The organism is Nostoc sp. KVJ20 (assembly GCF_001712795.1).
In the GTDB taxonomy this organism is placed as follows: Bacteria; Cyanobacteriota; Cyanobacteriia; order Cyanobacteriales; family Nostocaceae; genus Nostoc.
Genome location: NZ_KV757658.1, coordinates 83,014 through 108,791 on the forward strand (window position 1 = coordinate 83,014; position 25,778 = coordinate 108,791).

The 25,778-nt window shown below is 40.8% G+C and carries 26 protein-coding genes; 2 read left to right on the top strand and 24 right to left on the bottom strand.

Annotated features, from left to right (window positions below; genetic code table 11):
• Positions 1-120 precede the first annotated feature (120 nt).
• A complete protein-coding gene (locus A4S05_RS24100; RefSeq protein WP_069072312.1) occupies positions 121-747 on the bottom strand; it encodes a hypothetical protein in 627 nt (208 codons plus the stop codon).
• A 148-nt stretch (positions 748-895) separates the two neighbouring features.
• Here A4S05_RS24100 and A4S05_RS24105 point away from each other — a divergent pair, with 148 nt between their 5' ends.
• Positions 896-1,339: a hypothetical protein gene (locus A4S05_RS24105; RefSeq protein WP_069072313.1), complete on the top strand. Its 444-nt coding sequence runs from the start codon at positions 896-898 to the stop codon at positions 1,337-1,339.
• A gap of 265 nt (positions 1,340-1,604) precedes the next feature.
• Here A4S05_RS24105 and A4S05_RS24110 read toward each other — a convergent pair whose 3' ends face one another.
• The 3 genes from A4S05_RS24110 to A4S05_RS24120 all read right to left on the bottom strand — a co-directional run bounded on the left by A4S05_RS24110 (position 1,605) and on the right by A4S05_RS24120 (position 3,937).
• A complete protein-coding gene (locus A4S05_RS24110) occupies positions 1,605-2,441 on the bottom strand; it encodes a glycosyltransferase family 2 protein (RefSeq protein ID WP_084227240.1) in 837 nt (278 codons plus the stop codon).
• Positions 2,438-3,628, bottom strand: coding sequence for a bifunctional 5,10-methylenetetrahydrofolate dehydrogenase/5,10-methenyltetrahydrofolate cyclohydrolase (locus A4S05_RS24115; RefSeq protein WP_069072315.1), 1,191 nt, complete (start codon positions 3,626-3,628; stop codon positions 2,438-2,440). Before A4S05_RS24115 ends, A4S05_RS24110 begins: the two co-directional genes overlap by 4 nt.
• Positions 3,629-3,706: 78 nt before the next feature.
• The gene (locus A4S05_RS24120) at positions 3,707-3,937 is read right to left on the bottom strand and encodes a hypothetical protein (RefSeq protein WP_069072316.1); all 231 of its coding nucleotides are present in this window, start codon (positions 3,935-3,937) and stop codon (positions 3,707-3,709) included.
• 35 nt (positions 3,938-3,972) lie between these two features.
• Here A4S05_RS24120 and A4S05_RS41945 point away from each other — a divergent pair, with 35 nt between their 5' ends.
• A complete protein-coding gene (locus A4S05_RS41945; protein ID WP_176727084.1) occupies positions 3,973-4,386 on the top strand; it encodes a hypothetical protein in 414 nt (137 codons plus the stop codon).
• A gap of 291 nt (positions 4,387-4,677) precedes the next feature.
• Here A4S05_RS41945 and A4S05_RS24130 read toward each other — a convergent pair whose 3' ends face one another.
• The 20 genes from A4S05_RS24130 to A4S05_RS24220 form a co-directional block, all read right to left on the bottom strand.
• Positions 4,678-5,508, bottom strand: coding sequence for a hypothetical protein (locus A4S05_RS24130; RefSeq protein ID WP_256091123.1), 831 nt, complete (start codon positions 5,506-5,508; stop codon positions 4,678-4,680).
• Positions 5,509-5,510: 2 nt separating this feature from the next.
• The gene (locus A4S05_RS24135; RefSeq protein ID WP_069072318.1) at positions 5,511-5,966 is read right to left on the bottom strand and encodes a hypothetical protein; all 456 of its coding nucleotides are present in this window, start codon (positions 5,964-5,966) and stop codon (positions 5,511-5,513) included.
• Positions 5,967-6,329: 363 nt separating this feature from the next.
• Entirely contained in the window at positions 6,330-7,172 is an 843-nt protein-coding gene (locus A4S05_RS24140) for a hypothetical protein (protein ID WP_069072319.1), read from the bottom strand.
• A 112-nt stretch (positions 7,173-7,284) separates the two neighbouring features.
• The gene (locus A4S05_RS39335; protein ID WP_256091124.1) at positions 7,285-7,962 is read right to left on the bottom strand and encodes a transposase; all 678 of its coding nucleotides are present in this window, start codon (positions 7,960-7,962) and stop codon (positions 7,285-7,287) included.
• Positions 7,963-8,057: 95 nt separating this feature from the next.
• The gene (locus tag A4S05_RS24150) at positions 8,058-8,231 is read right to left on the bottom strand and encodes a hypothetical protein (RefSeq protein WP_256091125.1); all 174 of its coding nucleotides are present in this window, start codon (positions 8,229-8,231) and stop codon (positions 8,058-8,060) included.
• Positions 8,232-8,241: 10 nt separating this feature from the next.
• Positions 8,242-9,042, bottom strand: a complete 801-nt coding sequence (locus A4S05_RS24155) for a hypothetical protein (protein ID WP_069072320.1) — start codon at positions 9,040-9,042, stop codon at positions 8,242-8,244.
• Between the two features lie 328 nt (positions 9,043-9,370).
• A complete protein-coding gene (locus tag A4S05_RS24160; protein WP_069072321.1) occupies positions 9,371-11,632 on the bottom strand; it encodes a hypothetical protein in 2,262 nt (753 codons plus the stop codon).
• Between the two features lie 58 nt (positions 11,633-11,690).
• A complete protein-coding gene (locus tag A4S05_RS24165; RefSeq protein ID WP_069072322.1) occupies positions 11,691-11,879 on the bottom strand; it encodes a hypothetical protein in 189 nt (62 codons plus the stop codon).
• A 76-nt stretch (positions 11,880-11,955) separates the two neighbouring features.
• A complete protein-coding gene (locus A4S05_RS24170) occupies positions 11,956-12,564 on the bottom strand; it encodes a relaxase/mobilization nuclease domain-containing protein (protein WP_069072323.1) in 609 nt (202 codons plus the stop codon).
• 2 nt (positions 12,565-12,566) lie between these two features.
• Complete coding sequence (locus tag A4S05_RS24175) at positions 12,567-14,333, bottom strand: type IV secretory system conjugative DNA transfer family protein (RefSeq protein WP_069072324.1); 1,767 nt, start codon at positions 14,331-14,333, stop codon at positions 12,567-12,569.
• 138 nt (positions 14,334-14,471) lie between these two features.
• Positions 14,472-15,884: a hypothetical protein gene (locus A4S05_RS24180; RefSeq protein WP_069072325.1), complete on the bottom strand. Its 1,413-nt coding sequence runs from the start codon at positions 15,882-15,884 to the stop codon at positions 14,472-14,474.
• A 5-nt stretch (positions 15,885-15,889) separates the two neighbouring features.
• Entirely contained in the window at positions 15,890-16,714 is an 825-nt protein-coding gene (locus A4S05_RS24185) for a hypothetical protein (protein WP_069072326.1), read from the bottom strand.
• Entirely contained in the window at positions 16,711-18,555 is a 1,845-nt protein-coding gene (locus A4S05_RS24190; RefSeq protein WP_069072327.1) for a TrbI/VirB10 family protein, read from the bottom strand. The genes A4S05_RS24185 and A4S05_RS24190 overlap by 4 nt, the downstream gene beginning before the upstream one ends.
• A gap of 17 nt (positions 18,556-18,572) precedes the next feature.
• Positions 18,573-19,358, bottom strand: coding sequence for a hypothetical protein (locus tag A4S05_RS24195; RefSeq protein WP_069072328.1), 786 nt, complete (start codon positions 19,356-19,358; stop codon positions 18,573-18,575).
• Positions 19,351-19,437, bottom strand: a complete 87-nt coding sequence (locus A4S05_RS39340; RefSeq protein ID WP_370684484.1) for a four helix bundle protein — start codon at positions 19,435-19,437, stop codon at positions 19,351-19,353. Before A4S05_RS39340 ends, A4S05_RS24195 begins: the two co-directional genes overlap by 8 nt.
• Before the next feature lie 53 nt (positions 19,438-19,490).
• The gene (locus A4S05_RS24200) at positions 19,491-20,642 is read right to left on the bottom strand and encodes a hypothetical protein (RefSeq protein WP_069072329.1); all 1,152 of its coding nucleotides are present in this window, start codon (positions 20,640-20,642) and stop codon (positions 19,491-19,493) included.
• A 69-nt stretch (positions 20,643-20,711) separates the two neighbouring features.
• Positions 20,712-21,443 carry a hypothetical protein gene (locus A4S05_RS24205; RefSeq protein ID WP_069072330.1) on the bottom strand — a complete coding sequence of 244 codons (732 nt, stop codon included), beginning with the start codon at positions 21,441-21,443 and terminating at the stop codon, positions 20,712-20,714.
• Positions 21,444-21,556: 113 nt separating this feature from the next.
• On the bottom strand, positions 21,557-24,379 hold the full coding sequence (locus A4S05_RS24210; protein WP_069072331.1) for a hypothetical protein: 2,823 nt from the start codon (positions 24,377-24,379) through the stop codon (positions 21,557-21,559).
• A gap of 38 nt (positions 24,380-24,417) precedes the next feature.
• Positions 24,418-24,753 (bottom strand): hypothetical protein, encoded by a 336-nt coding sequence (locus tag A4S05_RS24215; protein ID WP_069072332.1) that lies wholly within the window; start codon positions 24,751-24,753, stop codon positions 24,418-24,420.
• Positions 24,754-24,844: 91 nt separating this feature from the next.
• The gene (locus A4S05_RS24220) at positions 24,845-25,441 is read right to left on the bottom strand and encodes a hypothetical protein (RefSeq protein WP_069072333.1); all 597 of its coding nucleotides are present in this window, start codon (positions 25,439-25,441) and stop codon (positions 24,845-24,847) included.
• Between the last annotated feature and the right edge of the window lie 337 nt (positions 25,442-25,778).

The window sequence follows — 25,778 nt, forward strand, 5'->3', positions numbered from 1 at the left end:
CTGGTATCGTTGTGAGTGATTTTGAGCGAAGCAAGTCCTTTTATGCTGCGGCATTAGAACCAATTGGACTCTCACTCATTTTAGAGTATTCACAGGAAACAAAAAATTTTTGAATATTAATTAATACCAATATTCATGCCCATACAGTTCATAATACTTTTTCACATTTAATGAAACAGGTGGATGCCAACCTGATGCTTTCAATTCATTATACTCTGGATGTATAATATCAAAATTCACAAATAACGTTGTCACTTGATCACAAGTTTTATAGCAATAAGGCAATTGTATAGGATTGTACCATCCTGCATCTTGAAATTTTTTCGGATAATGGCATCCTTGGTTAATCACTTCTAATTTACCACGTCGATATTGATATGGCATTTTTTCGGCTTCAGCAAAGCCTAAAGCTCTTGCTTCGGCTGGAATATCAAGGCTAAAACCAAACTCATCTCTACCAACAGTTAAACAATAGTCTTTATAACTGTAACAAATATTAGTTGCTGCACTGTAACCTGCTTCTTTTGCTTCACTGTCTAACGATTTAAGCACTTCCAGTGTAGATACTTTAAATAACTGATCTATTTTAAGAAGCCACATTTGATAAGGAATGCCACACATTCTATTTTGAGGTGGCAAACCTAACGCTTTACATACTTCGTGATTAGAGCAGTTCTCTGGTAGTTCACCCGTCATCACTTTGCAGTCTAGAAATAACCAACAATCTTTCTCCTGAATTTTAGGCATATTTAATTAGATGTTTTCAATTATTAGGATACTTAAAAATCAGTTAAAATTTAGCAAAGTTATCTTATTTTTAGACTATATTACCCTAAAATAAACGTTAGGAATAAATCGAAAATTTCTAAATTGTTATTAAAGCAAAAAGGAGAAAATGAATAACGTTATTATTCCCATCGAATTTGAACTCGCGGCAATAAAAATAGCTCAAGCGCATTTCCCTTGGCTACGTTTTAAAGTATCTCCTATCCAGGAGGAGGGAAGAGTCTACAATCGCTCATCAGACGCTATTTATTTTGAAGCTTACTTTCAAAATAGTTTGATTGATTATGATCCTCTCCACAAAAATAATTACTATCCTAGTTTTAACTTTTACTTGTTGCCAGGAAAGAGACTAATTCAGTTAAGTGGCTGGTGGCGCAATCAGGTGCTAACTTTCATCTACGCACCATTAGACCCAGAACCATACAATAAGCACTGGCAAAATGACAAAAACTTGGCTGTACCTTGCCCCTATCCAGACGGCGATAAATTTGAACAGATGGCAATCGCTTTATTTTCTTTAGTTCAGGAGTATTTAGTAGGGTATGAGGGGTGATGCTGCTTCTTCAATTGTCTAGGATTTTTCAGCCAAGCCATTTTAGTAGCTCAACTTACCCAATCAACCCCAATACGCTTGGGTTAAGCATTTTTTCTCTTCTCTCTGTTTCCTCTGCGCCTCTGCGGTAGCCTGCGGCAAGCCGCTCCGCGTCTACGTTAAAAAAGTTGACTTTGACAAAGAGTTTTAGCCTTAACTGAACCGTATTGCCTCCTGACTCTCTACTTCAGGCTAGATTCAGCGCTGTTGACAAGCTTCTTTAGATTTAAAGAAAGGCAAAAGCTTTTGGCGTTAATGAGATTTTTCCTTTAGTAATATAAGTGTTTACAAGCTGCTCTAAGGGTTCAACAGCATTGTCCTGAAGGATGAAATAGTTTGCTTGGTTACTGACAATCAGCGATAGCTCAGTTGCCCATTGCTCATAGTTGGAACTACCAATAATACCAATAGAAGACTGAATATAGTTAACAAGAATGCTGTTATTGAGACCAAAGCCACCTTCACCCCAGATGCAAGCACATTGCAGCAAATACTCATAGTCTGCGAATACTTTAAACTGGGGATTCCATCTAGGAGCATTGCTTCGGTAGTGGACGAAACCATTGCTGTCGAATATCTCTTGTTGCCATAGAAGCTGCTGTAAGGAGCAGCAATTGCTAGGCGAAACAAACGGTTTTCCTTGGCGAATAACACTACCATTGCGGATGACATCGCGGCGGCGCTGCTGTCTTGCCATGCTGTATCGGACATTGGGATGTTGTTCAAAGTACTGCCGCATTGAGGCAACAAATTCAGGAGCTATGCTGTTGTCATCGTCCAGGTATGAAACAATGTCACCACCAGCTGCATCTAGTCCCAGGTTACGAGCGTAGCACAAGCCAAAGCCAGTGCTCGGTTCAGGGTGTTCCATTTCAATGTAACTGATGGGAAAATCAGCTTTTGCCATAATGCTGTTGATGATATCTTTGGTATCAGGATTAGCGCCATCATTGATGACAATCCACTCGAAATTGCGGTCAGTTTGACTTTGAATGCTTGGCAGTGCAGTAGATGCAAGCTGCATAGGTCTATTGTAGGTTGCAGTGATAATTGATAGTCTCAAAGCTCTATACCTCTATCAGTTGATTGCGTTATTGTTGAATCGATCGCAGTTTGAATTTGCTGCCATCTTGCTATATCCTCGTTTGTTATACCCCTGGCGGTTTCAATTTGATTACTTGCAAGAGTTAGTCGAATTAGCGTTAGCTTTTCATTGGTTCTGGCAACAGTTAAACTTTGCGTGGTGCTATTGAAGCTGATCTGGTAGTTACTACCTTCCAAGACAAATAGGTTTTCTTTTTCTGTGCGAATGGATTGAGGATAGGCACTTGCTTGCTGTGCGAAGAACACTCTAGCTATGGGGGCAATTATAGTAGCGCGTTGCATCTGTTCTTGCTGTAATTGCTGATAGTCCCATTTCCCAAGTTCTATGCCCAAATCCATTTTTACCAAACGTTCTGCTAAAATTGCCATTTCTATTGGGCCAACACCTCCAGGGACGGGCGTAATGTTCTGGGGGATTCTGTAAGCACTGCGGTCTACATCGCCAGCAGCACCAGAAGCAGTAGGTGTAAAGCCACCATCGACAACCAAGCGATGAGAGGGGAGTACATAGTCCGTGAAAATTCCTCGTCTTCCGGTGACTGATACTACAATGTCAGCTTCTTGAGTTCTAGTCAGGTCATCGCCGTCTTCCAAACAGAAACAGCTGATTCTACTTGCTTCTAAATATTTGATAACACCATTGCCCACAAAGCCACCTCCGCCGACAACTGCAACATTGGAATCTCTTTGTGCGTAGGATTCAACAATTCTGGCGATTCCTTCAGCAGTAGCACAACTTTCAAATAAATTGTTGCTTTGTCTGCGGACGATATCTATATCTTTTTGTGGCTCTAATAGCCCAATTGAGCTTGTAAACTTAGCTGGAATTGGATATTGAACAATAGCAGCAGTGACTTGGGTGTTTTCGTTAATGGATTGAACAATGCCATCAAATTGCTCTACTGCGATATTGGGTGATAGCACAATATAATTGGGAGTAATGCCAATAGCGTTGAAAATAGCTACTTTTTGTTCTGCTGAGATTCTGGCTGCTTCATATCTAGCTCTTAATTCATTGCTGGCATTTTCTGAAGACTCAAATCTGATGATTGCTACTTCTTTTTGAGATGCTTGAAATATGGATTTGTATTTTTGACATTCTTGCTTTACGTGTTCTCGTATTAACTGTCCGTCTATGAGCGTCATTTAATATGGCGTTAAATTTGATGAAGAAAATTGTCTGGTACAAACAATTTTCTGAATTTCTAATAGGATTTGTTGGAATTAGGTAGGGCGTTTGGTGATTTCACCAACTTCTTGACCGTTGCAGGAAACCCAGTTAGTGACATAGCGTTCAGTATCATGGAAGCCACTAAATTCAATACTGTTATCAGAACACTTCTCTTGGAACCATTGTTGTGCTTCTTGTTCTGTATTGAATGTTCTAGCGGCGACTTCTTCTACTGGAATCTTCCAGTTTGTATTGCCATACAAATCGCAAACATAATGTGTCATATCTGTTACTCCTTTAACAATATTTAAAAACCACTATGACAATTTTAAATCAACAACAGCAGGCTGAATTAATTATCCAACAAGCTTGCAAGGAAAATTTTACTGATAGCGAGAAAGCTATTTACGATGACTTTATTCTGGAAGCGGGGGTAAAAAACCCATCCAAGATGACTGAGGCTACTGCTGATGCTTTGATTAGATACCTTAATGGCTGCGAAGCATCTAACGAGTTTATTGCTAATGTAGTAAATCGCCTGGCGCAAGTTGCCCCTGCTCATATCATGACCAAGATTCTTTTTAGTGATAATGACGGCGATGGTGTGCCTTTATACGAGGAATTAAAACTTGGAACAAAGGCTACCGAATTTGATACCTCTTTTGAAATAACGGCCGCAAGACAAAGGCAATATCAATTTTCTCCAACTCGGAATTGCGATATGGAGTTATAAGTATAACCCACTACTAAATAATCATCTGTAGTGGGTATGAGATTGTTATTCTATAAAACGACTGAAAATAGAAATTAACCAGTTGCTACACCGGCGTAGACGCTTACTCTTAGCTCGAAGTAAGTGTCTCAGCGGCTTTCCTCAAACATCGCCATCTTTCCCATACTCAAAATTAACCTTCGGGATACTGGGTGTAAAAAATGCGCTACTGTTAATCGTAAGCGCATTCCCGATCATGTACTGCGATCGCAATACTCCCAGCCCAAATAATCAGGCGATTCCCCTGTAAGTTTAACTTTGGAAAATTACCCCAGTGTCCTGATCTTCATCCCAAAACCACCAACCTTGGGATAGTTCAGAAAGAACGCGCATTAGTGCTAACTGTTGCTGTGTGATTTCCCCACCGCCGTAGCTGACGTTGCTAGTGCCATCCCATGATTTAAGAATTGATTCTAAATTGTATCCATTGCCCATAATCCAACTGGCGTAGAAGCAGTCTTTGGATATTTCTTCCATGATGGCTAGCAGTTCGAGTGCAGCATCAGGATTGGGTGATTTTAGGGCTTCGAGTGCAAGGCGGAGGTTTTCTTCCCTGTCTGCAAGAAACTCCGAAAAAGCTGCTCTATTTGATGGTAAATTCTCCTTTTCAAGTGTAATTAATTTTCCATTTACAATCTTGACTGGAGTTATATTTGAGTAGTCAGTTCGGTCATCTTCACTTGCCTTTACTTTCATAGCTAAAGGATGCCAATGGATGCGTTCAATTTTATTGGTCTGAGGATTTGTCCATGTCCAGAATAGTTTGTGAGATGCAGCACCCTTAACTGTCAGATAAGTTCTTTTATGTCGAATGGGATAGTCTACACCTTCTTCTTTTTTGGCTTGCAAAAAGGCTTCTATTGATAGATATTCTTCATTAAGGTATGCCATTTTACGTGGTGCTGTCGCATATGTATAACCCGATATGCTGCTGCTATCACCATCTTTCAAGACTACCAAATTCCATTTGTCGTTTATTGGATTCTGTATCCAAAACTCAACTGATATTGTTTGTACAAACCGATCTAAAATTTGAACTACACAAGGATAGTAAAGTGTGAGTTGTTGGTTGCTATTAGTCATTACTATTCCATCCATTCGATTGGGGATATGGTTTCCTTTTTGGCGGGAAGTATTTTGACTTCGTAGCCATAAAGAATTAATTCATACAGAGTTTCTAATAGTTGCTTGGGTGATATACTGTCCCATTGCTTGCACTCTAAGATATGTTTCAATACCTGCTCTGGAGCATTAACTACCCAAAGACTGTGAATTTTTTTGTTCCTAAATCCCGCACATAATTGAACAATTGGTTGTAGCTCAACTGTTGTTTTTGGTATGTGAATAATTGCTGAACTTATACGGATTGTTGGTTTTACTTCTAGATTTTTGGGTGGTAAAAAATCGGGGTCACTGTACCACTGTCCGTCGATTTGGTATGCAATCATTAGGTATGGCAATGCTTTAATCGCATTTATAGTTCCCCATCTTGCAGTTTGTCCTGCGTGAAACCAGATGTAAGAGCCGTTGTGTATTATCATGTACAGTCTTTATGATTTTGACTTGAGGTTTTGCTTGCCTAGCTAGTTGATAATTTCGTCTATGGGAGAAAATCTAGCTCCATTTTCTAGCTAGAGAATGATTCGTATTTGTATGAACACTTAGTTAAAAATCGCCATTATTTAGCCATGTGCAGTCAACTTCATGCTTAGGTAAAATACTTTGGATTTTATTTTATTGATTGCTGAATTGCTCCTAACAACTACCTTTACAAGGTGTGTAATAACTGTGGTGATTAATCTATGAACAGATTAATTTTTATTTAAAATATTCAATGATTTATTGAAAATAAAAAGTGCGCCATTATAATTGATGACGCAATTTTATTTTTAATAAAATTATGATTATGCGTGGTGAAGGATAATATTTATTGCGTCTTGAGTGCTAATTTGATATTGTGTAGCAAGTTTATTCATATTGGCTTCACCATTTGCATGAGCTTTGACAATTGCGCGAATAATATTTGGTGAAACATTTATCTCACAATTTGTAACAACTGGTTTGGGTAAAGTTTGAGAAATGAACAATTCTTTTCTTCTTAAGAAATGTATTTGACGGTAATGCTCTTTTCTAGGTATCCATTGACAATTTCCGGGAGCAAAGTCACTCTCTAGATCAATACGTGCTATGACTGTTCCTTCGGGTGCTACTCCCATATCTTTTAAGAACTGGGTAAAGTTATCGCGCCAGGATGCATCAACTTCAATTCCGCACCCGCCATGATACTTGTACTGATGGTGGTTCTTGTTATAGCAGATGCGCTTGATGTGTAACCAGGAGTTATACTCGTGGCTTTTGCAGTGTCCGTGGACAGTTTTATCGCTCTTGAGGGTTTCGCGCTGCAAGCATCCGCAGCTTTGTGTAAGCCCTCTTTTTAAGCTATTTTTACTGATATACTTTTGGGTTCCGCAGCTGCATAAGGTAAGGAGTAGTAGTTCACCCCTTTTCCCCTTAACTTCTACATCGGATATAACTTTTAGTCTCCCGAAGTTTGCCCCAACTGGGATGGATTCTTTTCTTTTTTTACAACCACAATTAGTTGATCGACCATTAGTGAGGGTGTGACTGTAGACAAGTTTTTGGGTTCCACAATCACACTGGCATAATACTTGCTTTCCTTGTTTATTTAGTACAATCCAACTACCGAATTTTTCACTTATATTAATTACTCGTTTTGTAGTCTCCATAAATTATTTTGGTGCTATTACTGCTGGGTTATATATTTAAAGGCTGACTAACATCCCACCGCCTAGTCCTTCTTGGATAAAAGTTGAACCTTGAACCTCGCGTGACTTCTAGTCATGCGATTCCTGCTTCAACGATCTCTGCCTGGAGTAATCCAGGACTTACAAGTTCTCGACAGGCGTTTAAAGCATTCGGCGCACCGACGGCTGCTGTCAAAATTCTTAATCCTTCAGCCAAAATATTTAATGCTGCGTTTGTATCTCTCAAATTGTAATTATTACAACTAGGGCAAGACCATTCACGCAACTTTAAATCTTTAACCAATGGGTTAATGAAACCACAATGATTACAAGTCTGAGATGAAGGGTAAAATGTACTAACTTTCTGCACAATTCTGTCATGCCACTTAGCTTTATATTCAAGCATAGCAACGAACTTAGACCAACTAGCATCATAAATACTCATGGCTAATTTGTGATTTTTAACCATGTTGGCAACTCGCAAATCTTCAATAAAGATAATGCTGTTTTCCTTGATTAAGCGAGTCGAAAGTTTGTGCAGAAAGTCATCTCTCAGATTGGTAATGCGTTCGTAGGTACGAGCCAGCTTGGTTTTCGCTTTGACTCTATTACTACTACCTTTTACAGAGCGAGATAGCTTTTTATGTGCCTTGCGTAACTTCCTGTGGTGAGTCCTATAATATTTGGGATTATCTACAACTTCACCCTTGCTAGTAACGTTGCTTCTAACAAAATCGCTCTTACCCAATACTGGATAGAAACCTAATTTCATAGTACTTAAACGATCAAAAGTTGATTTTAATTCGTTAAGTTAACCCTCTGCATAGAGAAGGCTAACTAGTAGATGTCTGTATTTATTTGCAATATTCAGAAAAGACTGCCGCCAACGCTTAGATACTTTTGTCGCAAGAGTGCTAATAGCATTTGCTGGAATTTCTTCTGCTTCAGTTTCAAAAGCATATCAAAGTGAATCTTGGCGTGATACTTCATACCATCGAAGTGGATATTGAAACTAGGATTGAGTTGAAAGTCTTGAATCATATTTTTATCCTTACTGGGGAAGATATAAACACTTATTTTGTTCTGCTAGCCTATTTATGTGATAGTTATCAAGAATCATTTTCTTAAATTCTTCTCTTGTCGCTTGCAAGTCGCGGAATATTTTGTTAGTAGGATAGAAGAATACCGACTGTTGGCGGCTGTAAAACCAGACCAGTTGATTGATACTATAGGTATCATTGCTATCAAGCAGGACGTAACTAATTTGTTGGTAAAAATTCTCTAGAGAGAAGGGACGCTTTTTGGCAGTTGTTCGTACATCGATGAGAGTATTTCCAGCAATTATCTGGCAATCAGCACCTCCAAGATATTCACTTAAAGGGTATGAAGCATTGCAGGTAATATTTCCACTTACTTGATTAGCTACTGTTTGCCAGGTACGGGGTACAATACCGATGATTTGAGATGTATCTTGGATACTAGGAAGCCATTTTTTGAAGTATTCTGCTTCAAGCTGAAGGGATTTTTCTCCTTGTAGAAAAGGTTGAATAATCTCATGAATATTACGGCTACGAGCATAATTTTCTAATGCACCCAGTAGCATACATTTTAGAGCTTCTTCTTCAAGTGAATTTGAATTTGTAATGGAATAATCGAAGGCATATTCTATTTTGAGGGCTTTTGCTCCAACCTGAGCAAGACAATTAGTAAACCATGTTTGGTCTTCATAGATGCTTCCTAAATACTTGGCAAGTGCTTTGGCGATCGCACTTCCTACTAAGGGAAAATCTACTCCATCAATCGGTCTGATAATTTCTTGATTTTCTAATAGCTGGTTATGGTTAGTAATCATCTTGATGACTGTCTTGTTGAGTCTAGAGTCAAACCATCTCCTGATAGGTGAGTTTCTATTTTTTAATTCGGATGTTAAGCTCACTTTTTAGTTTTTTGTTTGAGATACTACATTGAGTATCTGCGTGAGCTTTACGTAGTAATTTTTGTTTTAATCGCGTTACTGATTTAAGTAAAGAGACTAATAATTCAAAATCAGTGAAAAGTTTATGAAGTAAGCTTTTTAAATTTCGTAACTCGTACAAATTTGGATAAATTCTCAACCAAAGTTTTTATATTGTCAATGCGACTTTGTAAACTTGGTATTAGACAACCTGGTAATAGCTAGTTTACAACTCAACTTCTCTCGACTTGGTTTTAGATGCAGCTGCAACAGTTTGCCGTTGAAGGGAGGGTATGTGTTCAGTTGGGGTATATTGCTGCCGAATTTCTTCCCCTCGCCATTGTTGTAAGTCGCTCATAATGTCTTTGAGGGGAACAAAATCGACGACTGTTTCTCCTTTCTTTTCAGCTTCATTTGTCTTATGGTTTAAAATCTTGAAGTACATCTCCCTCTGGTCGGCAATTGGTAACTTGCCGTCATTCTCATTTATCCGTTGAAGAATCTCTTCATTACCCTGGTTCATTGCCTTTCCCCAGTCAGGGCTACCATGCTTGACCATGTTCGCCCATTCCTCAGCGATATAGGGGTGAACTTTGACAGGCAGATCGCCAGCTGCTTGTATGACTCGTTCTTTGGGTGCGGCTGCGGTTGCGGGGGTAGATTGTTCGTTACCAAAGATTTGTTCCAAGTTGAGTTTGCTGGCGTTCTGGGCAATAAACTTGACTTGGTTGATGTCGTAGTCAGAGATATTCATCTTACTAACTTCTTTAGTAATCCCAGCTTCGGTTTTAGTTAGGTCAAACCGGACAAGTTCCTGAGTACCTTTCTCTTGAGTAGTTTTAAATAATTGCAGGCTGGCTCGATTATTTTCGGGTTCACGAGTACGCTTGATGGTAAATTCACCTACTGTAAGTTCTTCCTTATCAGCCTGGATGAGGACATTATTAAGGGTGTGCAATATCTCGTTTTGTTTAAATACTTCCAAAGTTTTAATCGTGCCAGCAGGTGCAAGACTTCCCAGGCTATTTGCTACATCACGGATATCGGCATTGTTGAGGTCAGGGAGCTTGCCATTGTCGCCTAAGTACTCGGCCACAATGAGAAACTCCTGACGTTCAACAGGTAACATCTCTGTAGGTTTTTTCGTTATTTTGGGTTCCTCTTTTTTGTTGAATTTAAAATCCATCAAGGAGTTTTCCCACCCAAATAGTTCATCACTGCGACGGTGAATGCTAACAGTGTCTCCCTCTTGGCGAATCACAAATGTATCGCTACGGTAAATACGTGACCCATCTTGTTCAAGGATGCCGTATTTTTTCAACATTGCGATCGCGGTTTCAGCAATGTCTTTATTTTCCCCGTTGTAGCGTTTCTCCCGCGCTTGTTTATTATTAATTTGATAGATAGGTACTTCAACCTGACGCGCCCACTGCTGCGCTGGTGACTCTACACCTTGGGAGTTAGCTACTTCTTGATAGCTAAATTCAGGTGTATATTTGTTTCGATTATTAGTTTCTAGCTCCTCTGGCTCTTGTGCAAAAAACTGATTGCGAGTTGCATTTTCGTTTACCTCTCCTTCAGTTTTATCTTGAGATTGGTAGTTACTAACAACTATCTCTCTGATTTGAAGAGTTTCTTTGGACTGTGCTATTTCTTCTTGAAGATTATTGACTACATCATCTTCAAAACTCTCATCTGCTTCTATTTCAACAGATGAGTTTATTTCTTGAGTTATGGGCGAACTGTTTTCGCTGTTTTCATCTTGTAGTAACTTATTTATAGTCAGCTGACTATCATCTAACAGTGGATTTACTTCTATAGCAGTGAAATTTTCATTATTAGATAATAACTCTTTTGTATCTTCAGAATTTTCAATAATTTCAGCAGATGGAGGTAGTAGCTTAATCAATGGTTCACTTGCTACATCTATTATTTCATCTGGGGTAAGTATTTCAGTGACGAGATTAGTTGTACATTTACCTGCGCTATTTTGTTCGTAGATAACGATTTGTTTTTCTGAACCCTCTGACTCCAGATAAGCTGTAATTTTCAGAGCGATCTCACCTGTTTGCTGATAATCATTATTTAAATTGGGTATATCTTCTACTAATCTGGCAGCAATTCTTTGTGCTTGATAGTCTGTAAAAGGTTCAGTTTCTATTGTGTATTGACCTTCTATTAATAGATCGGGCATGAACACAATATTAGTTTCTTGATTGCTTTTTATACTTTGGCTGGTTAAATCTACCTTTTCCCATTTATATGTACCAGGGGTAGATTCATCAGATACAAGATTGTAAATGTCTTTGCCAACTTCAACTGCAATTTTACTTGCTTCTTGAGCTTCTTTGAGTTTTTCGAGAATTACTTTAGTTATCTTAGTAAGTGCATTGATGAGGGTTTTACTTAATTCCCGACTTGTTTTAATTGCAGTATCAGCTGTATTTAAATATGATTCATTAATTTGAGTTTGTCTAGGGTCAAACATATCTTACTTTGAAATGGGTAATTTTTTATGGAATCGGACTGAAGGTGAGGTAGTTTTATTAAATAAAATTTTTGAACTCTTCAAGTGATAGAGATGTTGAATTTCCATTTTGATGTTTGTTTTGACTTAGTTCTATTTGGCTATTTTTGAAATTTTGATTTATTTCGCTTAGTTGTTCGCTTTGGTTAGCAATAATTTTCAACATTGCTTCTAGCTTGTCATCTAGTCTGGATATTTTAACTTCCATTGATGTTATTTTTTCTTTTGCTATAAATATTTCTTGATTTATTTGTTGGTGCTGTACATTAATATCCTCACAAGTTTTATGCCATTTTTCTAAGAATTTGGTTAATTCTATTAATAGCGTTGTCGAGTTGTAGGTCGTAGTTTGTGACTTTTTCAGAATATTCAATAAGTCGTCTAATTTTCCGTTCAATATCTCTTCTATACTCAAGTTGTTGTTTTTCTGCTCTGTAATATTCATTGATAATTGCCTCGTAAGAGAGTTTAACTTTATATTCTGAATTCCACATACTATATTGAGGGAAACTAATGTCAATTAAGTTTCCTTGGCTTCCTGTGGCACGGTTGAAAATAATATGTATGTTTACTCTTTGAGAAGGAAGTAGATATGCAACATATTGTTGTTGTTCAAAACCAATTAAATTTACATGATGTTTGATTAATTCACCATAGTTTTTAGCATTTATTTCAATTTCAATTTTATCGATTACAATCTGTCTATGTAGCCCATGAACTTTCACTCTTGGTCGGAGGATAAACTGTTCCTCAAAAGAGCTAATAATTGAATGTGCATTCTTGCTATTTACTTGATGTGAACTAATTAATTGACCTTTTTGGTGATAATTATTTATTAGCTTAATTATTTTTGTCTGAGTGATATTTTCGTCTTTGACGCTACATTGTATCATTTTTAGAAAAAGCTCTTATATGCATCAACAGGTAATGGTGCATTGCCTGCTTGTACGGGTGCTTGTGGGATAGGAAACTTCCGATCTACTTCCTTGACTCGCAAATCTAAATCTTCTTGCGTGGGTTTTTTCTGGGTACTTTTCCTAGCAAGCTCTTTGATGACTTTATCCCACTTAGTATCGTTTTCTTGTTCGAGTCCGATAATATATTTCGGGATTTTGATATTTTTTAATAATGGTACTGAACCCTCATTTTTATTACTATAAGCAGGGTTAATAAATAGACATTTACCAGGTGGTAATTTGAGGAATTGGGCAGGCTCGAACAGCTTCCGAGTCCGTTCTTGTTCGCTGATAGATGTGCTAGCCCTACCCCCTCCAGTTGAGCGAGATTTTTGTTTATATTTAATTTCCTCTTCACCTAAATATGCAGAAAATAGTCGTGCTGATTCTTCTTCACCAGGATTAAAAACAAATTTTGTGCCGCACGCACCGAGGATGGCTTTAGAGATTTCCCTACCATAAATCTTTTCAAGCTGACCCATGTTTTGCCAACCCAGGATACCGCAGAATCCTTCGGAACGAGATTCGTTAAGCCATTTAAATAAATCTGGAAGGAAGATACTTGGCAACTCGTCAAGACATACTACTAATGGGCCATCTTCCTTGCGTTTTTTGGCGATACTGCGGGAAACTACCATGTGGAGAATGCTGGTCATCAGGGGGCTGACAGCATCGCGGCGTTCGCGGTCTAACCCGAAGATAATCATCTGTTTGCGTTTTACCTCCAGGGGGAGGGTTGTTTTACCGACAAAGCATCCCAATGTACCCCTTGCCATGAACCGGGTGAACATCAAAGAAGCGCTACCAGCGATACCCGCCACGGTTTTTTCCGAGCCAGCCGAACTAAATAATTGACCAAAAGCTATCTTAATCCAGGGGTTTAGTGCTGCTGCCATCAAGCGTTCGACCATCTTCTCGCTGGAAAGTATTGCCGCAGCCGTCATAATATCAGCGCGTTCGCCAAACTCTTTAGTTAGCATTAAGATAGCCTGCGTCAACTGATCGCCCGCAGGGCCAAAGAATGCATCCTCAGACGCATTACCCAACAGGCGGAAGTTCTTGTTAATTACTGTAGCTAACTGCCGTGCGGTTTCAGCATCGGAGGAATCGCGTAAAAAATCGATGGGGTTACATACCTCCGATTCGGGGAATCCTGGTGCAAATATGTGTACGTCATACCCCTTTGATTTGGCATAACTGGCGATTTTGGCAAGACTTGCATACTTAAAGTCGTATAGTACGATACCAAAACCTTGGTCAATTGCTGAGTAAATCATCGGGTTGATAGCCGAGAATGATTTACCGCTACCAGGTGCGCCAATTACAGCAGTTCCGCGTTGGACATCGGGTACATAAACTGGTACTCCCCCACTTCCCTTGGGTGATTTTTGACCCTTGTATTTATGTACTCCGATATACAGACTAGTACTATCACACTTAGGAGCTAAGATTTGCTTCAAGGCTTTTTTCTTAGCTTGGGCAGTTTCCTTTGCTCCACCCCAATAGCTAGTAGCAAGCTTGCCTTTTTTACCATTACTAAAAAGCTGGAAAAGCAACAATAAGCCAATTCCCCCTGCAAGTAGTAAACCTTGAGGTGACATGAGCTTATCTGTATATTTACTAAAGTCAGTATTGCTATTTTTATGAGCAGCTTTTACTTCTCTAACAGTTTTAGTTTTAGCAGTTGCAAACAGATAATTATTCATATTAATCTGTGTTAATTTGGCATGAGGAAATCGAAGAAATATGCGATGAAGTGAAGTTGCATATTTCTCCATTAGTTGTGTGGAATGTCTTCTCTAAGTCAAAAGTTAAAGAGGATAAATTATTCTCTGATTACCTTTTTACTTCTTTGGTATGGTGAGGGGTGTACCAAGGATAATTGGGTCTATCTCGCGGTAGGTGAAGAAGGGAACTGGGCCAATGAAGTAGGGCGAGCAGCCCAAGTCAACCCATCCCCGCTTGCAGATACGGAAGAACATCGCGGTGGTGATACTGCCGTCCGCTTCGTTAATGTCCCAGATGACTTGTTTAAATGATTTCCCAAAGGGATGACGACCTGTGGGTTCTTTTCCACCGTTGAGGCTGCCCAAGATGCCGAATCCGCCTTTAACGTTTTGGTCTTTACCAGACATCCATTGTGCGCCAACGATAGTCTCACTGCCCGAAACTTCGATATGACCACACTTTTTCTCGCACGGGACATTAAACCCAGCTTGATAGCTACCGCTTATTGACTTCCAGCGTCCGCTTTCAAGCGAACCGAGGGGTAAGTCTACTTTGCCGATAAAGCTAACATCGGGGATAGGAACACTGGGGAACTGATCAAACGGTACATCAGCCAATCCTGGAACCTTACTAATTGTTGTGTTTTGCCAGTTAGTAAAGTCCTTTAGCTGTGCATCCTGAATACCGGGGATGCTGGTTAGTTTATACTTATCGAGTTTGACATACTTACCAAGTTCCACTTCTCCCAGTTCGGGATAATTGTCTAGCACTTCACCAACAGTTTGGTAGCTTGCGGTGCTGCCTGTAACTTTGGTCACTAGTTCTTGAATTGGTGGGATGGCTCCGACTTCTGAATCTTCAAGCTTGGGAATTGCTTCGGCGAGGTCTTCAAGTGTTTGCCAATTGAGTGTCTCAAAATCTGACAGTTTGAGATTTTTGAGGTTAATTCCCGTGATGTTGGCGATATCTTCAAGCGTAAAATCTTCAATATTGAACTCAGTTGCTTCAAAATCGCCCAGTTCCATGACTTCGGCAAGGCTTTGTCCGGTACTCCAGGTGCGTGTCTCCTTCATACCAGGGTTTTTGATATTAGGGAATTCGACGCTGCCAGCACCGCCAAATTTCATATTTTTGAACGTGATACTACTCCAGTCAGGAGTAGGTGCGCCGTTGACGTATTTAGTTGCGACGGGCTGTGGCTGTTTGGCTTGTTTTGTTTTATCTATCGAAGTGTTCAAATTTGAATACTTCGATGGAACTGTTTGAGCTACTGCTTTCTCACCGAATAGGAGACTGCCGATATTGTAGCTACCTCCAAACCGGATTAACCCGTGTAGGGCAAGTCCTGCAATAAGTCCTGCTACCATCAGGTAGCGTAAGTTATTAAATTTTTCCATCCGATACTCAAGCGCTCGGTTGGTTTTTTTGTGAGTGGTTTCCTGACTTGCAGCTCTCACTGGTACAATCGCAGTTACCTCGGTTGTGATATCTAAAATTTGGTTGTTGGAGGTCAAATTTTCGTTATACATCACTGTTATTTAAAAATTGATTTACCTAGATTTGTTGTTGTGAGAGGGTTATTGCGCTGTGGTGGTATTTCTAACAAGCGTTTTCCACCCAGCACCATGAGTTTTTCAACCAACTGCATTGATACTCCGGTGGTGCTGGCGGCGACGACAAGTTCCTCTCCTTGCGATCGCAACTCCACAAGTTGGTTCAGACGCTTCCAAAGCTTGCTATCTGTAGTAACCCACTGGTTTTTTAAGGCAACTTGCATTCCTTTAGCGATATGTCTGCTATCAGATAATGCGGTGTAACTGACCTTTGGTTTTACTTCTTCAGGTTTGCTGGGAGTATCGCCAATAATTTCAATTTGGCTGTACTCTGGTGTGCCACTGCCCGCTACAATCCGAAAATGATAGCTTTTCCTTGTTGACCCAGATTCGGTAATCACCGTCATGTGCGCCCCGTAAGAAGCTTGTGGTAAACCGGGGATTTTTACTGTCTCGATGCGGCGAATGTGAATTAGTCCTGCGCCCGTACTGTTTCCAGAACACTTACCCAAGCCTTCAAGACATCCGTCTACATCAAAAACAAACCTAGATGGGTCATCCAGCCAGATTTTCTTGATGATTTCTCTGGTGTTGTAGAACGATATTGATACCCCATGTCCGGGCCAGGCCTTAACTGTCTGTAATTGGGCATTTTCCCCTGACACCTGGGACGCTGCAACTTGACGGATAGTATTTGCTAGTACAAGTTGGTTTGGTGCAAACACGGTGGCGATGGTGAAGCATCCGCCAAAGGCGATCGCGCAAGGGATAATTAAACTAAAGTCGGCTATATATCTGAATTTCACAGCTTGATTGACCTATCGACTTTGATTGTGATTTTGGTGTCTTTAGGCACATACCAGACATTGGGACGGCGATTGATTTCGTCAGTAGCACGTTCTGTCCGCTTGCTGACTGTTTCGCCAAGTTTGCCAAAGGCACCTTCAAGGAAGGCAGCTCCCAGGTTGCGGTTGTTATGGCGGCTGCGGGTTCTTGTCCCACCTAAAGGCAAATCTTCTGTGACTTCTTCATCTGGCTGGTTGATAATTTCCCCTACCTTGGCAATACCAGCTATTGTCCCCAATGTGGCATCATACTTGGCAATTTCAGATCCCTTGTTGTCGTAGGGTCTGGCGGCTAGGGGGGAACCTGCTTCTCCCAGGACTGATATCGTTCCGGGTGATAGGGGGTATTCGGTTCCGTCTTTGAGGATGGCCGTGACTTCGGCACGCACGCCTGATGTGCTATCAACCGAAATCATGACGATAGTTACCTGTGTTCCTGCTGGAATGGCTATTTCGCCAGTATTGCTGTAAAGCGGCTCGTTCAACTGGGCGACAAACCGTAACGTATTTGTCTGCTCCTGGGAACGACCGTTATTGCTGATTTGGGGCATAACGAGCGGAGTTACGAGAGTTGCACTTGCAAACGAACCGACAACTAGATACTGTGGTTGTGTTTCTTGAAGTATCTGTGCTTCTTCTGGCAAGTAGTTATTTGCAAGTCGTTCGACTTGCTGAGTGGGGTTGTTTTCTTTATTACCAGCAAAACTGGATTCTAAGGTTTTTTCTTTGCCAAGTTCTGAGCTAGTTTGTGGTTCTTTTACCAAGAAGCTATAAATAACTGGTACGGCTTGATTGTCCTCTTTGTCACCAGTATTGCTATACTCTGGAGTACTGTCGTTTGTGGTCACAGGTTCCCAGCGCGGGCGCAGTTCTTCAATTTGGTTAGGAGTGTTGGTAACTGTTTCGGTATTCTCGCTGCGGCGGCTACGGCGACGACGAGAGCGATTGGTATTTTGTTCTGCTGGGCGTAATGTTTCTTCAGTTTTAGCTGTAACTTCTTCTGCTGTTGTGCTTGTAGGTTCACTGACAGTGGTACTGGCTAACATATAATCAACCCGACCAACCGAACCCAGGCTACGCAGGCGTTCGAGTTCGGCTATTGGGTCTTTGGCGACACTCTGGTTGCTGGCAACTATTTGTTTGGCAAATTTTGGCAGAGGAGCGCTAGGACGCAGGGGTGGTATTGGCTGTGAGGCGACTTCTCTACGTCTTGGTCTAACAGTTTCGGGTGCTTTTTCCCGGTATACACGTCTTCTGGAAGTAGGGGGAGTTTCTTGAGCGACTACCCTTCGTTGTCGAGTAGAACGTGTTTTCTCTTTGTTTTTGGATTGTTCTTCTTCAGTAGCTTCCTTTTTCTCTTCTTTGTCTTCCGTCTTGCCTTTACCGTTTAGTGCATCAAGTTCTTCCTGTTGCTTGGCAAGGGCAAGCTTGGCATAAACATCCCCATCTTTTTTCTCAGATGCCGCAACTGTGGGAGTGGGGGTAGGGGTTACTTCTGGTTTTTTTGCATTTTTACCACCCCCATTCATCATGCCGTTGAGGACAACAAATATAACTAGGAACCCAGCACCGAATGCACCACCAATAATTCCTAATCTTGACCAGGGGGATGTGACAAAATCGTGTTTAGTTTGTATTAATGCGGGGTCTTCTACTTCCAGTTCATCTTCTTCCGCTACCTCATATTGTGAAACTTCTAGTTCATTTTCTACAGGTTTTATATCTTTACTATCGATTGGTAAAAGACTATCTACGGAAGATAATTCATGCTTATTTGAAGCCTCATCTTGTAGCTGTAACATATTTCGGTATCTAATTACTAATTATTTTCTTTTTTGCCGAGATTATAATCAACAATTTGAGTAATTTCTAAACCTGGCTCTCGTACTAAATAAATTTTTTTATCAAGTTCAGTTGGCTTGGCTGGTAACTTGGGAGTATCGATAGCTTCGACAGTAATTGTTTTGTTAAAGGCGATTCCTTTGCCTTGGTTTTCATTTCTATCAAAGCTTACGAGCGTACCGATATAATCAACCTCCCACTTTCCATCCTTGATTTTTCTGGGTTCAGAGATATGGCGAGTGACGAGTGAGACTTGAACTTCACCGTTAAATACACCATTTGGGACAATTTCTGCTAACTTTTTGAGGAAGTTTGCCCGAAAATCTTGATTTTCAGATAGTGCAAATGCAGCTTCCCAAGCTCTAGTCGGAATTCTTTTTCTACTATTTTTTGTTGTTTGAACATCTATTCCTTTATCAGGTTTGGTAACGTTTTCGCCATTCTCTGTTGCTTCGATTATTCCGTTCCAACCGAACATTTTAATCATGCTATCTGAGATAAAGCGTTTGATAGTTTCATCTTCACGTTCGTTGGGAGCAGCAAATTTACCAGGTGAAATAGAGCCATCTTGGAGTTGAACAACCGTCATACCTTTGACATGACGATTTGTACTAGAACTCATACCAATATTTACAATTTGCAATAGGATAGATAAGATAGTTCCTCCTGCTGTTATGGTGATTGCCATTGCAATAGGTGTAGAGGTAGATTGACCGTAACTGAGAAGGCGGGCTGGTTGAGATTTAGACTTAGCTTTAAGCATATATTTGCGATTTAGGGAACTCACTAGTAAATTGATATACTAATAAAACAAAATGATGTGCTTTTTGCCAAACTATCAAATATTTAAATGTCTTGGCTGACTCCTGAATTCTGACTCCTGAATTCTGAGTAATTACTTTTTAACTTTAATTTTGGAACTAACAAATTTGGTGGCATTGACAGCAACCGTAGCAGTTGTACTTGCTCCACCAGTAGCGATTCCTGCTGCAATTTCAGATCCAAATGCTACTGTTTTACCTAATCCTGTCCAAACAGCTATTCCACCACCTGCGGCTAATGCAGATGAAAGGATAGGAGAAACCAATCCGACAAAAAGGAGAAATATCATCGGTTGGTTTTGTTCAGAATTAGCAATAAGTTGTCCGCACAAACCAATAATCATGTTGAAGCAAAGTTTTGCCATTCCAACGGTGAAATAACCAGTTAGCCAAGCGAAAATAGGTTTCGCGCCAAAGGGGAGTAGTGAACCGCCTATTGCCAATGGGCCAAGTAGGGCAGTTAAAAGCATCGTGAATTCGATACCCCACTGGTAAGCGTTATTGAGAGCGAGGAGGATGACTGCAACAAATCCGGTAATCATCGAGCCGATTGTACTGGTGATAGAATTACCAATCTTTTCGGCAATTTGACCGGGGGAGAGGTCGTTGAGCGCATCTTTGGCATCAGATAAAGCCTGAAGTGGGTTAAATTCCCAACTACCGCTATCGGGGGCTTCTCCTTTAAATAGATCGGGCGCAGAGGTTTTGAGTTCTGCTTCTGCTTCTTGCAAGCAGGTGATTGAATCTTGCGTGTTACCAGGGATTGAGCGGCATCTTTCCATTGCCGCCCCTACTTGCTGCTGGAGGGCAATATTGCCGACTGCTCGATTGAATGCTACTTCTAGGTTTGCTCCGGCAGCAGTAAATTCAAGAATGTCACTATTGACAGTATTAATGTATCCCCGGATGGCGAGTGTTCCACTTCTGAGTAAAGTGCCATTGTTAGCTAGTAGCCCGATAACCAGGATGGGCCATATCCAACTGGAGAGGGCTTTCATATCCTCTTGATTTATCCAGTTTTTACCTAACTCAACCATAAAAAGGGTAAGTGTGGCGATCGCAAAAAACTGACCAACTTTGCACATCGAGCCATACAAGCTACCGTTGAGGGTTTCTTGCCAAAGTTCATTGAAACCTTCAGCTACTAATTGCGCTCCGGCGGCGGCATTTTCTAAAATGTCTTGTCCAAAAAATGGGTCGGTTGCAATTATGAGATGTTCTAACATAGCACTTGATTAACAGGCGTGAAGGTTTGGTCATCTCTGCAATTGAGATGACCAACTAATTAGGGTGAATTATTGCCCAGCAGTAGTTTTGAGACTACTAAACCCGCTGATTTCGATATACTGGGCGCTAATACCGTCCATCATCAGGTTTTGACGACGGCGATCGCTTGCCCCCTGTTCGGCAAGTTGAGATAGCATCAGGTTAGTTTGCTGGACATCGTGCCGTGCTTGCAGTCCGTCGGTGCGGGATTGTCCCAACATTGAGACAATTTGCGAGTTTTGGGCAGCAATTACCTTGAGGATGTTTTGTGAAGCATCCATTGATTGTGCAGATTCCGCGAGTTCTTTGGCCTCAGCTACAGTTTGTTCAGTTGCTTCTATTTCATTTTTGGTACGTTCCTGACCGACTTCCCCTAAGACGCTGGCGATCGTAGCGCGGGTGGTTTCTCTCTCCAGTTCGTTAGCTGCACCTACAGCACCTTCAACTGTGTTACTTTCATTCCAGTTCCCCTTGCTCTTGAGTTGCTCTTTGAGCTTTTCGGCTGAATTTACTGGGTCTGGCATATCCATACTGCCAGTCTGAATAGCAGTTTTAGCTTCGCTTTTCATCCCACCCCATTCATTAGCTGCTGCGGTGAGTTCGTTTTTGGTTTCCTCAAAATAGTTATTGAATTTGCCTAAAACCTTGAAGAAATCGTCAATTGAAAAGGCATAACTGGGTGCTGTACCGAGTAAAGTAACCAGACCAATTATTGACCCGATTATTACCCCTTTCTTAGTAAACTTGAACTTTGTTTTCATACTTTTGGTGGATAAAATAACCAATGTGGCAATTAAATTTAAGCCACTTTTTTATGATTTATTGATTCTTGTTTTTCCCAGTCTAGATTATTTGTTAGTTTGTCTTATATAATTTATGCTGACTTTAATTGCTTATTGTTATCCAGTAATTGTTGTGCTTCTTGGCTTAACTCATCTCCCCGAAGCATTTGTATGTAGCCTTCTGAAAATCTCACCATACCCAGCATTGGATTATCGGTATATTTATTGAGGAAGAGAGTGCGTAATTCTTGCTCGTTCGGGTTATTTGCTACTGCTGCAAGTAAACAATAAGCAGGGTAATATCTACAGAAGGTAAGCTTGCCATTATCGTCAAGTAACCACTGTGAGTAAATACTTTCGCGTTTTGGGAAGAATGCTTCAGTACTATTGCGTGAGATGATTTCATAAGGATATTTAAACCTGTTAACAAATGGGTCAACTGCCGATGTTTGAATTCGACCGATCAGGCGGGTTGTGATGTTAGCAAATATTTTGGAGGCAGACTTACTTTGGAAAATACTTTCTGGTTCTTGGGCAGATAAAATTACACGTATACCTGCTTTTGCACCGTTGGCGCAGAGTCTACCAATTAGCTCGGCTATACTGTCAAAACTGAATAAAATCGGCGCTTCATCTAAGAAAAATATTGATACTTTAGATGATAAAGCTCTACGTAATGCTGCGGAATAGGCGCTAAGGGCAAGGACTGCTGCATCAGCTTCACTCCCAAGCGATCGCAATGCAAATACCAGTAGTCGGGCATCAGTTTTAAAGCTAGATGGATTGGCGATTGATTGTCCAACTCGTGAGTTCAGCCAAAACTTTAATCGCAATCTGATTTGGTCAAGAGCATCAAGAATTTCTTTACTATTATTGGTGATTGAATCAAGTTTGATAAACCCAGGCGAACAATAATTATAGAAATCCTTAAGTGTGGGAATATCTGCCCATTCACTTGTTCCTACTCCATTTTCTAGTGCAAGTTTATACCGCAGTTTGATATCCTCATCGTTGTAGAAAGTTTCAATTGTGATTGTAATGATACTCTCGATATTTGATATCATTGTCGGACTTACCCCGACAGGATTTGTCCCAAGTACCATTATCATTAATGTGGATTTCAAGAATTCCTTGAAATCGGTCATCCTCTCCTTAATAACTTCCGGCTCATACCCCCTTAAATCAGGTAATTCAAATAGATTGTTCGATTCTTTACTAATATCGAAATATGCCCCTTCTTCTCCCATAAATTTGGTATAGTCGGTAAACGTGCTAGTACCATCGGGTTTGGGATAATCAAGTGCAATTACGGGAATGTCTTGAGCCAAGGCAGGTGTTAATAGACCTGCTACTAAGACAGATTTACCAGCACGGGTAGTACCGAAAATGGCGAGATTTTTGTGCTGCTTGTACAAGTCGAGATGTACTGGAGTTCCTCCCTCTTCAGCAATTAGCTCAAACCCGGATTTATCTCCCGTAGCCGTTCTAACTATCGGCATGAGTCCGGGAACTTCTGATGAAAAATAGGGGAGGCGACGGTTAAAGGGTCTTGTAAGTAGGTTTTCCCAGACAATAGGTACACATTGTAACCATGTCTTCCAAGCATACTCAATTTCTCTATCAACTACGGCAGGTCGTAAGAAGCAGCTAGAAAGATATTGGCAAGCTTCATCGAGTTTTTGACGACTATGACGATGAACACAAAAAACAACAGCAGTATGGATGGGGAGACTGCCTCTGAGGATAGTTTCTTGTGCCTTAACTGCCTCCTCAATGTTCATATTGGCTTTTACGTCAATTGATCCCTTCTCGGAAGACATCGCGCTGGAGGTAATTGACTGTTTGGTAATCCGTTGAAGGGCAGTTTTGGCGAGTCCCTGGTTAGCTTTAGATAGCTGGCAGATTATCTCAGTGTCGGAAATTTTTTCTTTGGATATTACCTCCCAGAGGTATCGAAGCTGGGCGTATTCGTCTACCCACCCTTGGGGCTTTTCGCTAAATTGCAGGACACCGATATACTTGTCTTGTAGTTTTACCCAGCTGCGATCGAGAAAGGGGACAGATTTTTCATTCTCCAGCATCAGGTGGCGAATATGGAAATCGCTGCTTTGAACTTCTCGAAGCCCTTCTTCATCTAATATGAGGGGATTGGGAACTTTGGGTGCATCGCTACGGTTAAACTGACTCCAAAGAATCGACCATACTTCCTCACTTGTGACTGCTCGTACTGAAAGCCCCATCGAGTTGGTAAAAAGTTGTTCCCACCGTTGAAACCCAGAGGTAAAACTATCCCGTAAAATTGTTTCGATTCGTTCTTGCCGAACACCGTGAATTTGACCAGTAAATTGGAACCAGGCATTTTGCAATTGTTTGATAGTTTTTTCAATTGCATCATTTGAGCGACTGTCTTCAGAAGCCAGGACACTATAGGTACACCAGAAACGTAAAAACTTATTTTTACGAGTTCCTGCTTCGGTGAGTTCTCTTGCTCGCAGACGTTCCGATCGCACTAATAAAGTTAATTGCTCTAAATCGCATTTATCCTCTATCTTTTTTAGTTCCTGCTGCCGGAGAAAGTCATCAGTGAACGAACCAAGATGAATTGTTAAGGTTTCGCGTTCGGGAAGTTCTTTGAGTCCGCCCTCAATATTTTCAAAAATCGGGATAATCTGTTCTTCGGGTAAAGACGGGTGAATTCCCTGTACGTCGAAGCAGAACTTGATTTGAATATCTTCTTTTTTTTGGAGGATGAGTGCGCCGATATCTCTACGACCAGCAAGCGAGATACTTGCAATCCCGGCTAAATGGGTAATATCTTCAAACGGTGTCAGGTTTTTGACAACACCTAATTGTTCGGTGTCGAGAGATTTTTTACCAATTTTGTGCTTTATTTTCGTTGAGGTGGTCGAACTCATAGCCTGTAATTTTGTTCGCTGGTATTAATTCAGAAGCTTTATCTGCGTTTTTTCAGCTGGCGCTTTTTCTTGGGTTGAGGTTGTAGAGGATTAACGAGGGAGACAAAAGGTTTGTAACCACGGGTGATGCGGGGTGTGCCGACAAACTTACCGAAAAAGGCTTTGTTGGAACTTACTGTCCACCAGGTTGCCCATCCCCAGGCGGTTACAATTCCGGTTGCAAGCCAAGAAGCTTGCATAAAACCTTTGACTACCATGTAGGAGATGAGAGCGATCGCACTCCAGGGAACAATTTGGTCGGCGGGGAATGGCCCGAGGCGTGGTTGGTCTCCTAATACGCGGTTGACAGTACGAAATTCCCGAACTCTTGTCATTATTACGAAAGGCAAAAGTCAGCTTTTGAAATCTTGATGAGTGGCACTTTGAAGTGTGCCACTCGTGGTGGCTTTTTTGACGAGTGGCCCCTCAGCCTGTTACCAGTCCTGCAAGCAAGTCTCCGACTACAACTGTGAGGGCAACGATAATTGGTGTACGGGCGATCGTTTGCCAATCCTCGTCGTTTCTGGCTGATTGAACGACCCGGATCAGACCAATACCAAGGTAAATTAAGAACAAACCGCGCAGTACCGCAAATACGTATTTGATAATGTCTGCATTAACACCAGTAAAATACTCAGTGAAAAAGTCCTCTGCATTTTGCATGAACTGGGCGTTTGCTGGTGCAGCAGCGATATCCAACATAAATACTACACCTACCAAGCAGAACAAGACAGTATAAATATTGATGCCATACTTGCGCTGCCATTTCTCGAAGTTGGAAAGTAGCAAGTTTGCTTCCTTGGGTAGTAACGCTATAATGCCAGTTCCAAAGGCCAGCGATGCCATTACCATGTGATGAATGGAGATATCTGCAATCATCAAGCCAGTACCAACTGCCATTAGTCCGGCAATGCTGGCGTTTTCTTTCCAGTTGCGACGGCGACGGCTGGGAGCGGGGTATCCGTATTCTTCGTAGGAAGGAATGCGATCGTTGCTAAAATTAGATTCGTAGTCTGTTCTCATAAAAAAAGTAGATGATTTCGGAAATTACTGGATGAAACTTTGTAGGGGTAATTACGACTGAATTACTGCTTTATTCCGTTGGCGGAGTCTGCCCCTAGTACATAGTTTGGATTGGAGTAAATCTCTGCTTCAACTTCTCGGTTGTAAACCTATTTTATGAGACTAATATCCGTAAAAGCATCTAAGAATTTTCCATTTTTAAACACTATGATTTTCAGTAAATCATTAGTAAAAAATTAGAAAAATTGAATTGACAACTTTCAACATTTAAATCAGTGGTTTATTTCATAATGTTTGACCCCCGATATAATCTATATCGGGGGTCAGTAATTGATAT

Coding starts and splice junctions, on each gene's coding strand:
- A4S05_RS24100 (WP_069072312.1), bottom strand. CDS start 747: ATGCCTAAAATTCAGGAGAAAGATTGTTGGTTATTTCTAGACTGCAAA.
- A4S05_RS24105 (WP_069072313.1), top strand. CDS start 896: ATGAATAACGTTATTATTCCCATCGAATTTGAACTCGCGGCAATAAAA.
- A4S05_RS24115 (WP_069072315.1), bottom strand. CDS start 3,628: ATGACGCTCATAGACGGACAGTTAATACGAGAACACGTAAAGCAAGAA.
- A4S05_RS24120 (WP_069072316.1), bottom strand. CDS start 3,937: ATGACACATTATGTTTGCGATTTGTATGGCAATACAAACTGGAAGATT.
- A4S05_RS41945 (WP_176727084.1), top strand. CDS start 3,973: ATGACAATTTTAAATCAACAACAGCAGGCTGAATTAATTATCCAACAA.
- A4S05_RS24130 (WP_256091123.1), bottom strand. CDS start 5,508: ATGACTAATAGCAACCAACAACTCACACTTTACTATCCTTGTGTAGTT.
- A4S05_RS24135 (WP_069072318.1), bottom strand. CDS start 5,966: ATGATAATACACAACGGCTCTTACATCTGGTTTCACGCAGGACAAACT.
- A4S05_RS24140 (WP_069072319.1), bottom strand. CDS start 7,172: ATGGAGACTACAAAACGAGTAATTAATATAAGTGAAAAATTCGGTAGT.
- A4S05_RS39335 (WP_256091124.1), bottom strand. CDS start 7,962: ATGAAATTAGGTTTCTATCCAGTATTGGGTAAGAGCGATTTTGTTAGA.
- A4S05_RS24150 (WP_256091125.1), bottom strand. CDS start 8,231: ATGATTCAAGACTTTCAACTCAATCCTAGTTTCAATATCCACTTCGAT.
- A4S05_RS24155 (WP_069072320.1), bottom strand. CDS start 9,042: ATGATTACTAACCATAACCAGCTATTAGAAAATCAAGAAATTATCAGA.
- A4S05_RS24160 (WP_069072321.1), bottom strand. CDS start 11,632: ATGTTTGACCCTAGACAAACTCAAATTAATGAATCATATTTAAATACA.
- A4S05_RS24165 (WP_069072322.1), bottom strand. CDS start 11,879: ATGGAAGTTAAAATATCCAGACTAGATGACAAGCTAGAAGCAATGTTG.
- A4S05_RS24170 (WP_069072323.1), bottom strand. CDS start 12,564: ATGATACAATGTAGCGTCAAAGACGAAAATATCACTCAGACAAAAATA.
- A4S05_RS24175 (WP_069072324.1), bottom strand. CDS start 14,333: ATGAATAATTATCTGTTTGCAACTGCTAAAACTAAAACTGTTAGAGAA.
- A4S05_RS24180 (WP_069072325.1), bottom strand. CDS start 15,884: ATGTATAACGAAAATTTGACCTCCAACAACCAAATTTTAGATATCACA.
- A4S05_RS24190 (WP_069072327.1), bottom strand. CDS start 18,555: ATGTTACAGCTACAAGATGAGGCTTCAAATAAGCATGAATTATCTTCC.
- A4S05_RS24195 (WP_069072328.1), bottom strand. CDS start 19,358: ATGCTTAAAGCTAAGTCTAAATCTCAACCAGCCCGCCTTCTCAGTTAC.
- A4S05_RS24200 (WP_069072329.1), bottom strand. CDS start 20,642: ATGTTAGAACATCTCATAATTGCAACCGACCCATTTTTTGGACAAGAC.
- A4S05_RS24205 (WP_069072330.1), bottom strand. CDS start 21,443: ATGAAAACAAAGTTCAAGTTTACTAAGAAAGGGGTAATAATCGGGTCA.
- A4S05_RS24210 (WP_069072331.1), bottom strand. CDS start 24,379: ATGAGTTCGACCACCTCAACGAAAATAAAGCACAAAATTGGTAAAAAA.
- A4S05_RS24215 (WP_069072332.1), bottom strand. CDS start 24,753: ATGACAAGAGTTCGGGAATTTCGTACTGTCAACCGCGTATTAGGAGAC.
- A4S05_RS24220 (WP_069072333.1), bottom strand. CDS start 25,441: ATGAGAACAGACTACGAATCTAATTTTAGCAACGATCGCATTCCTTCC.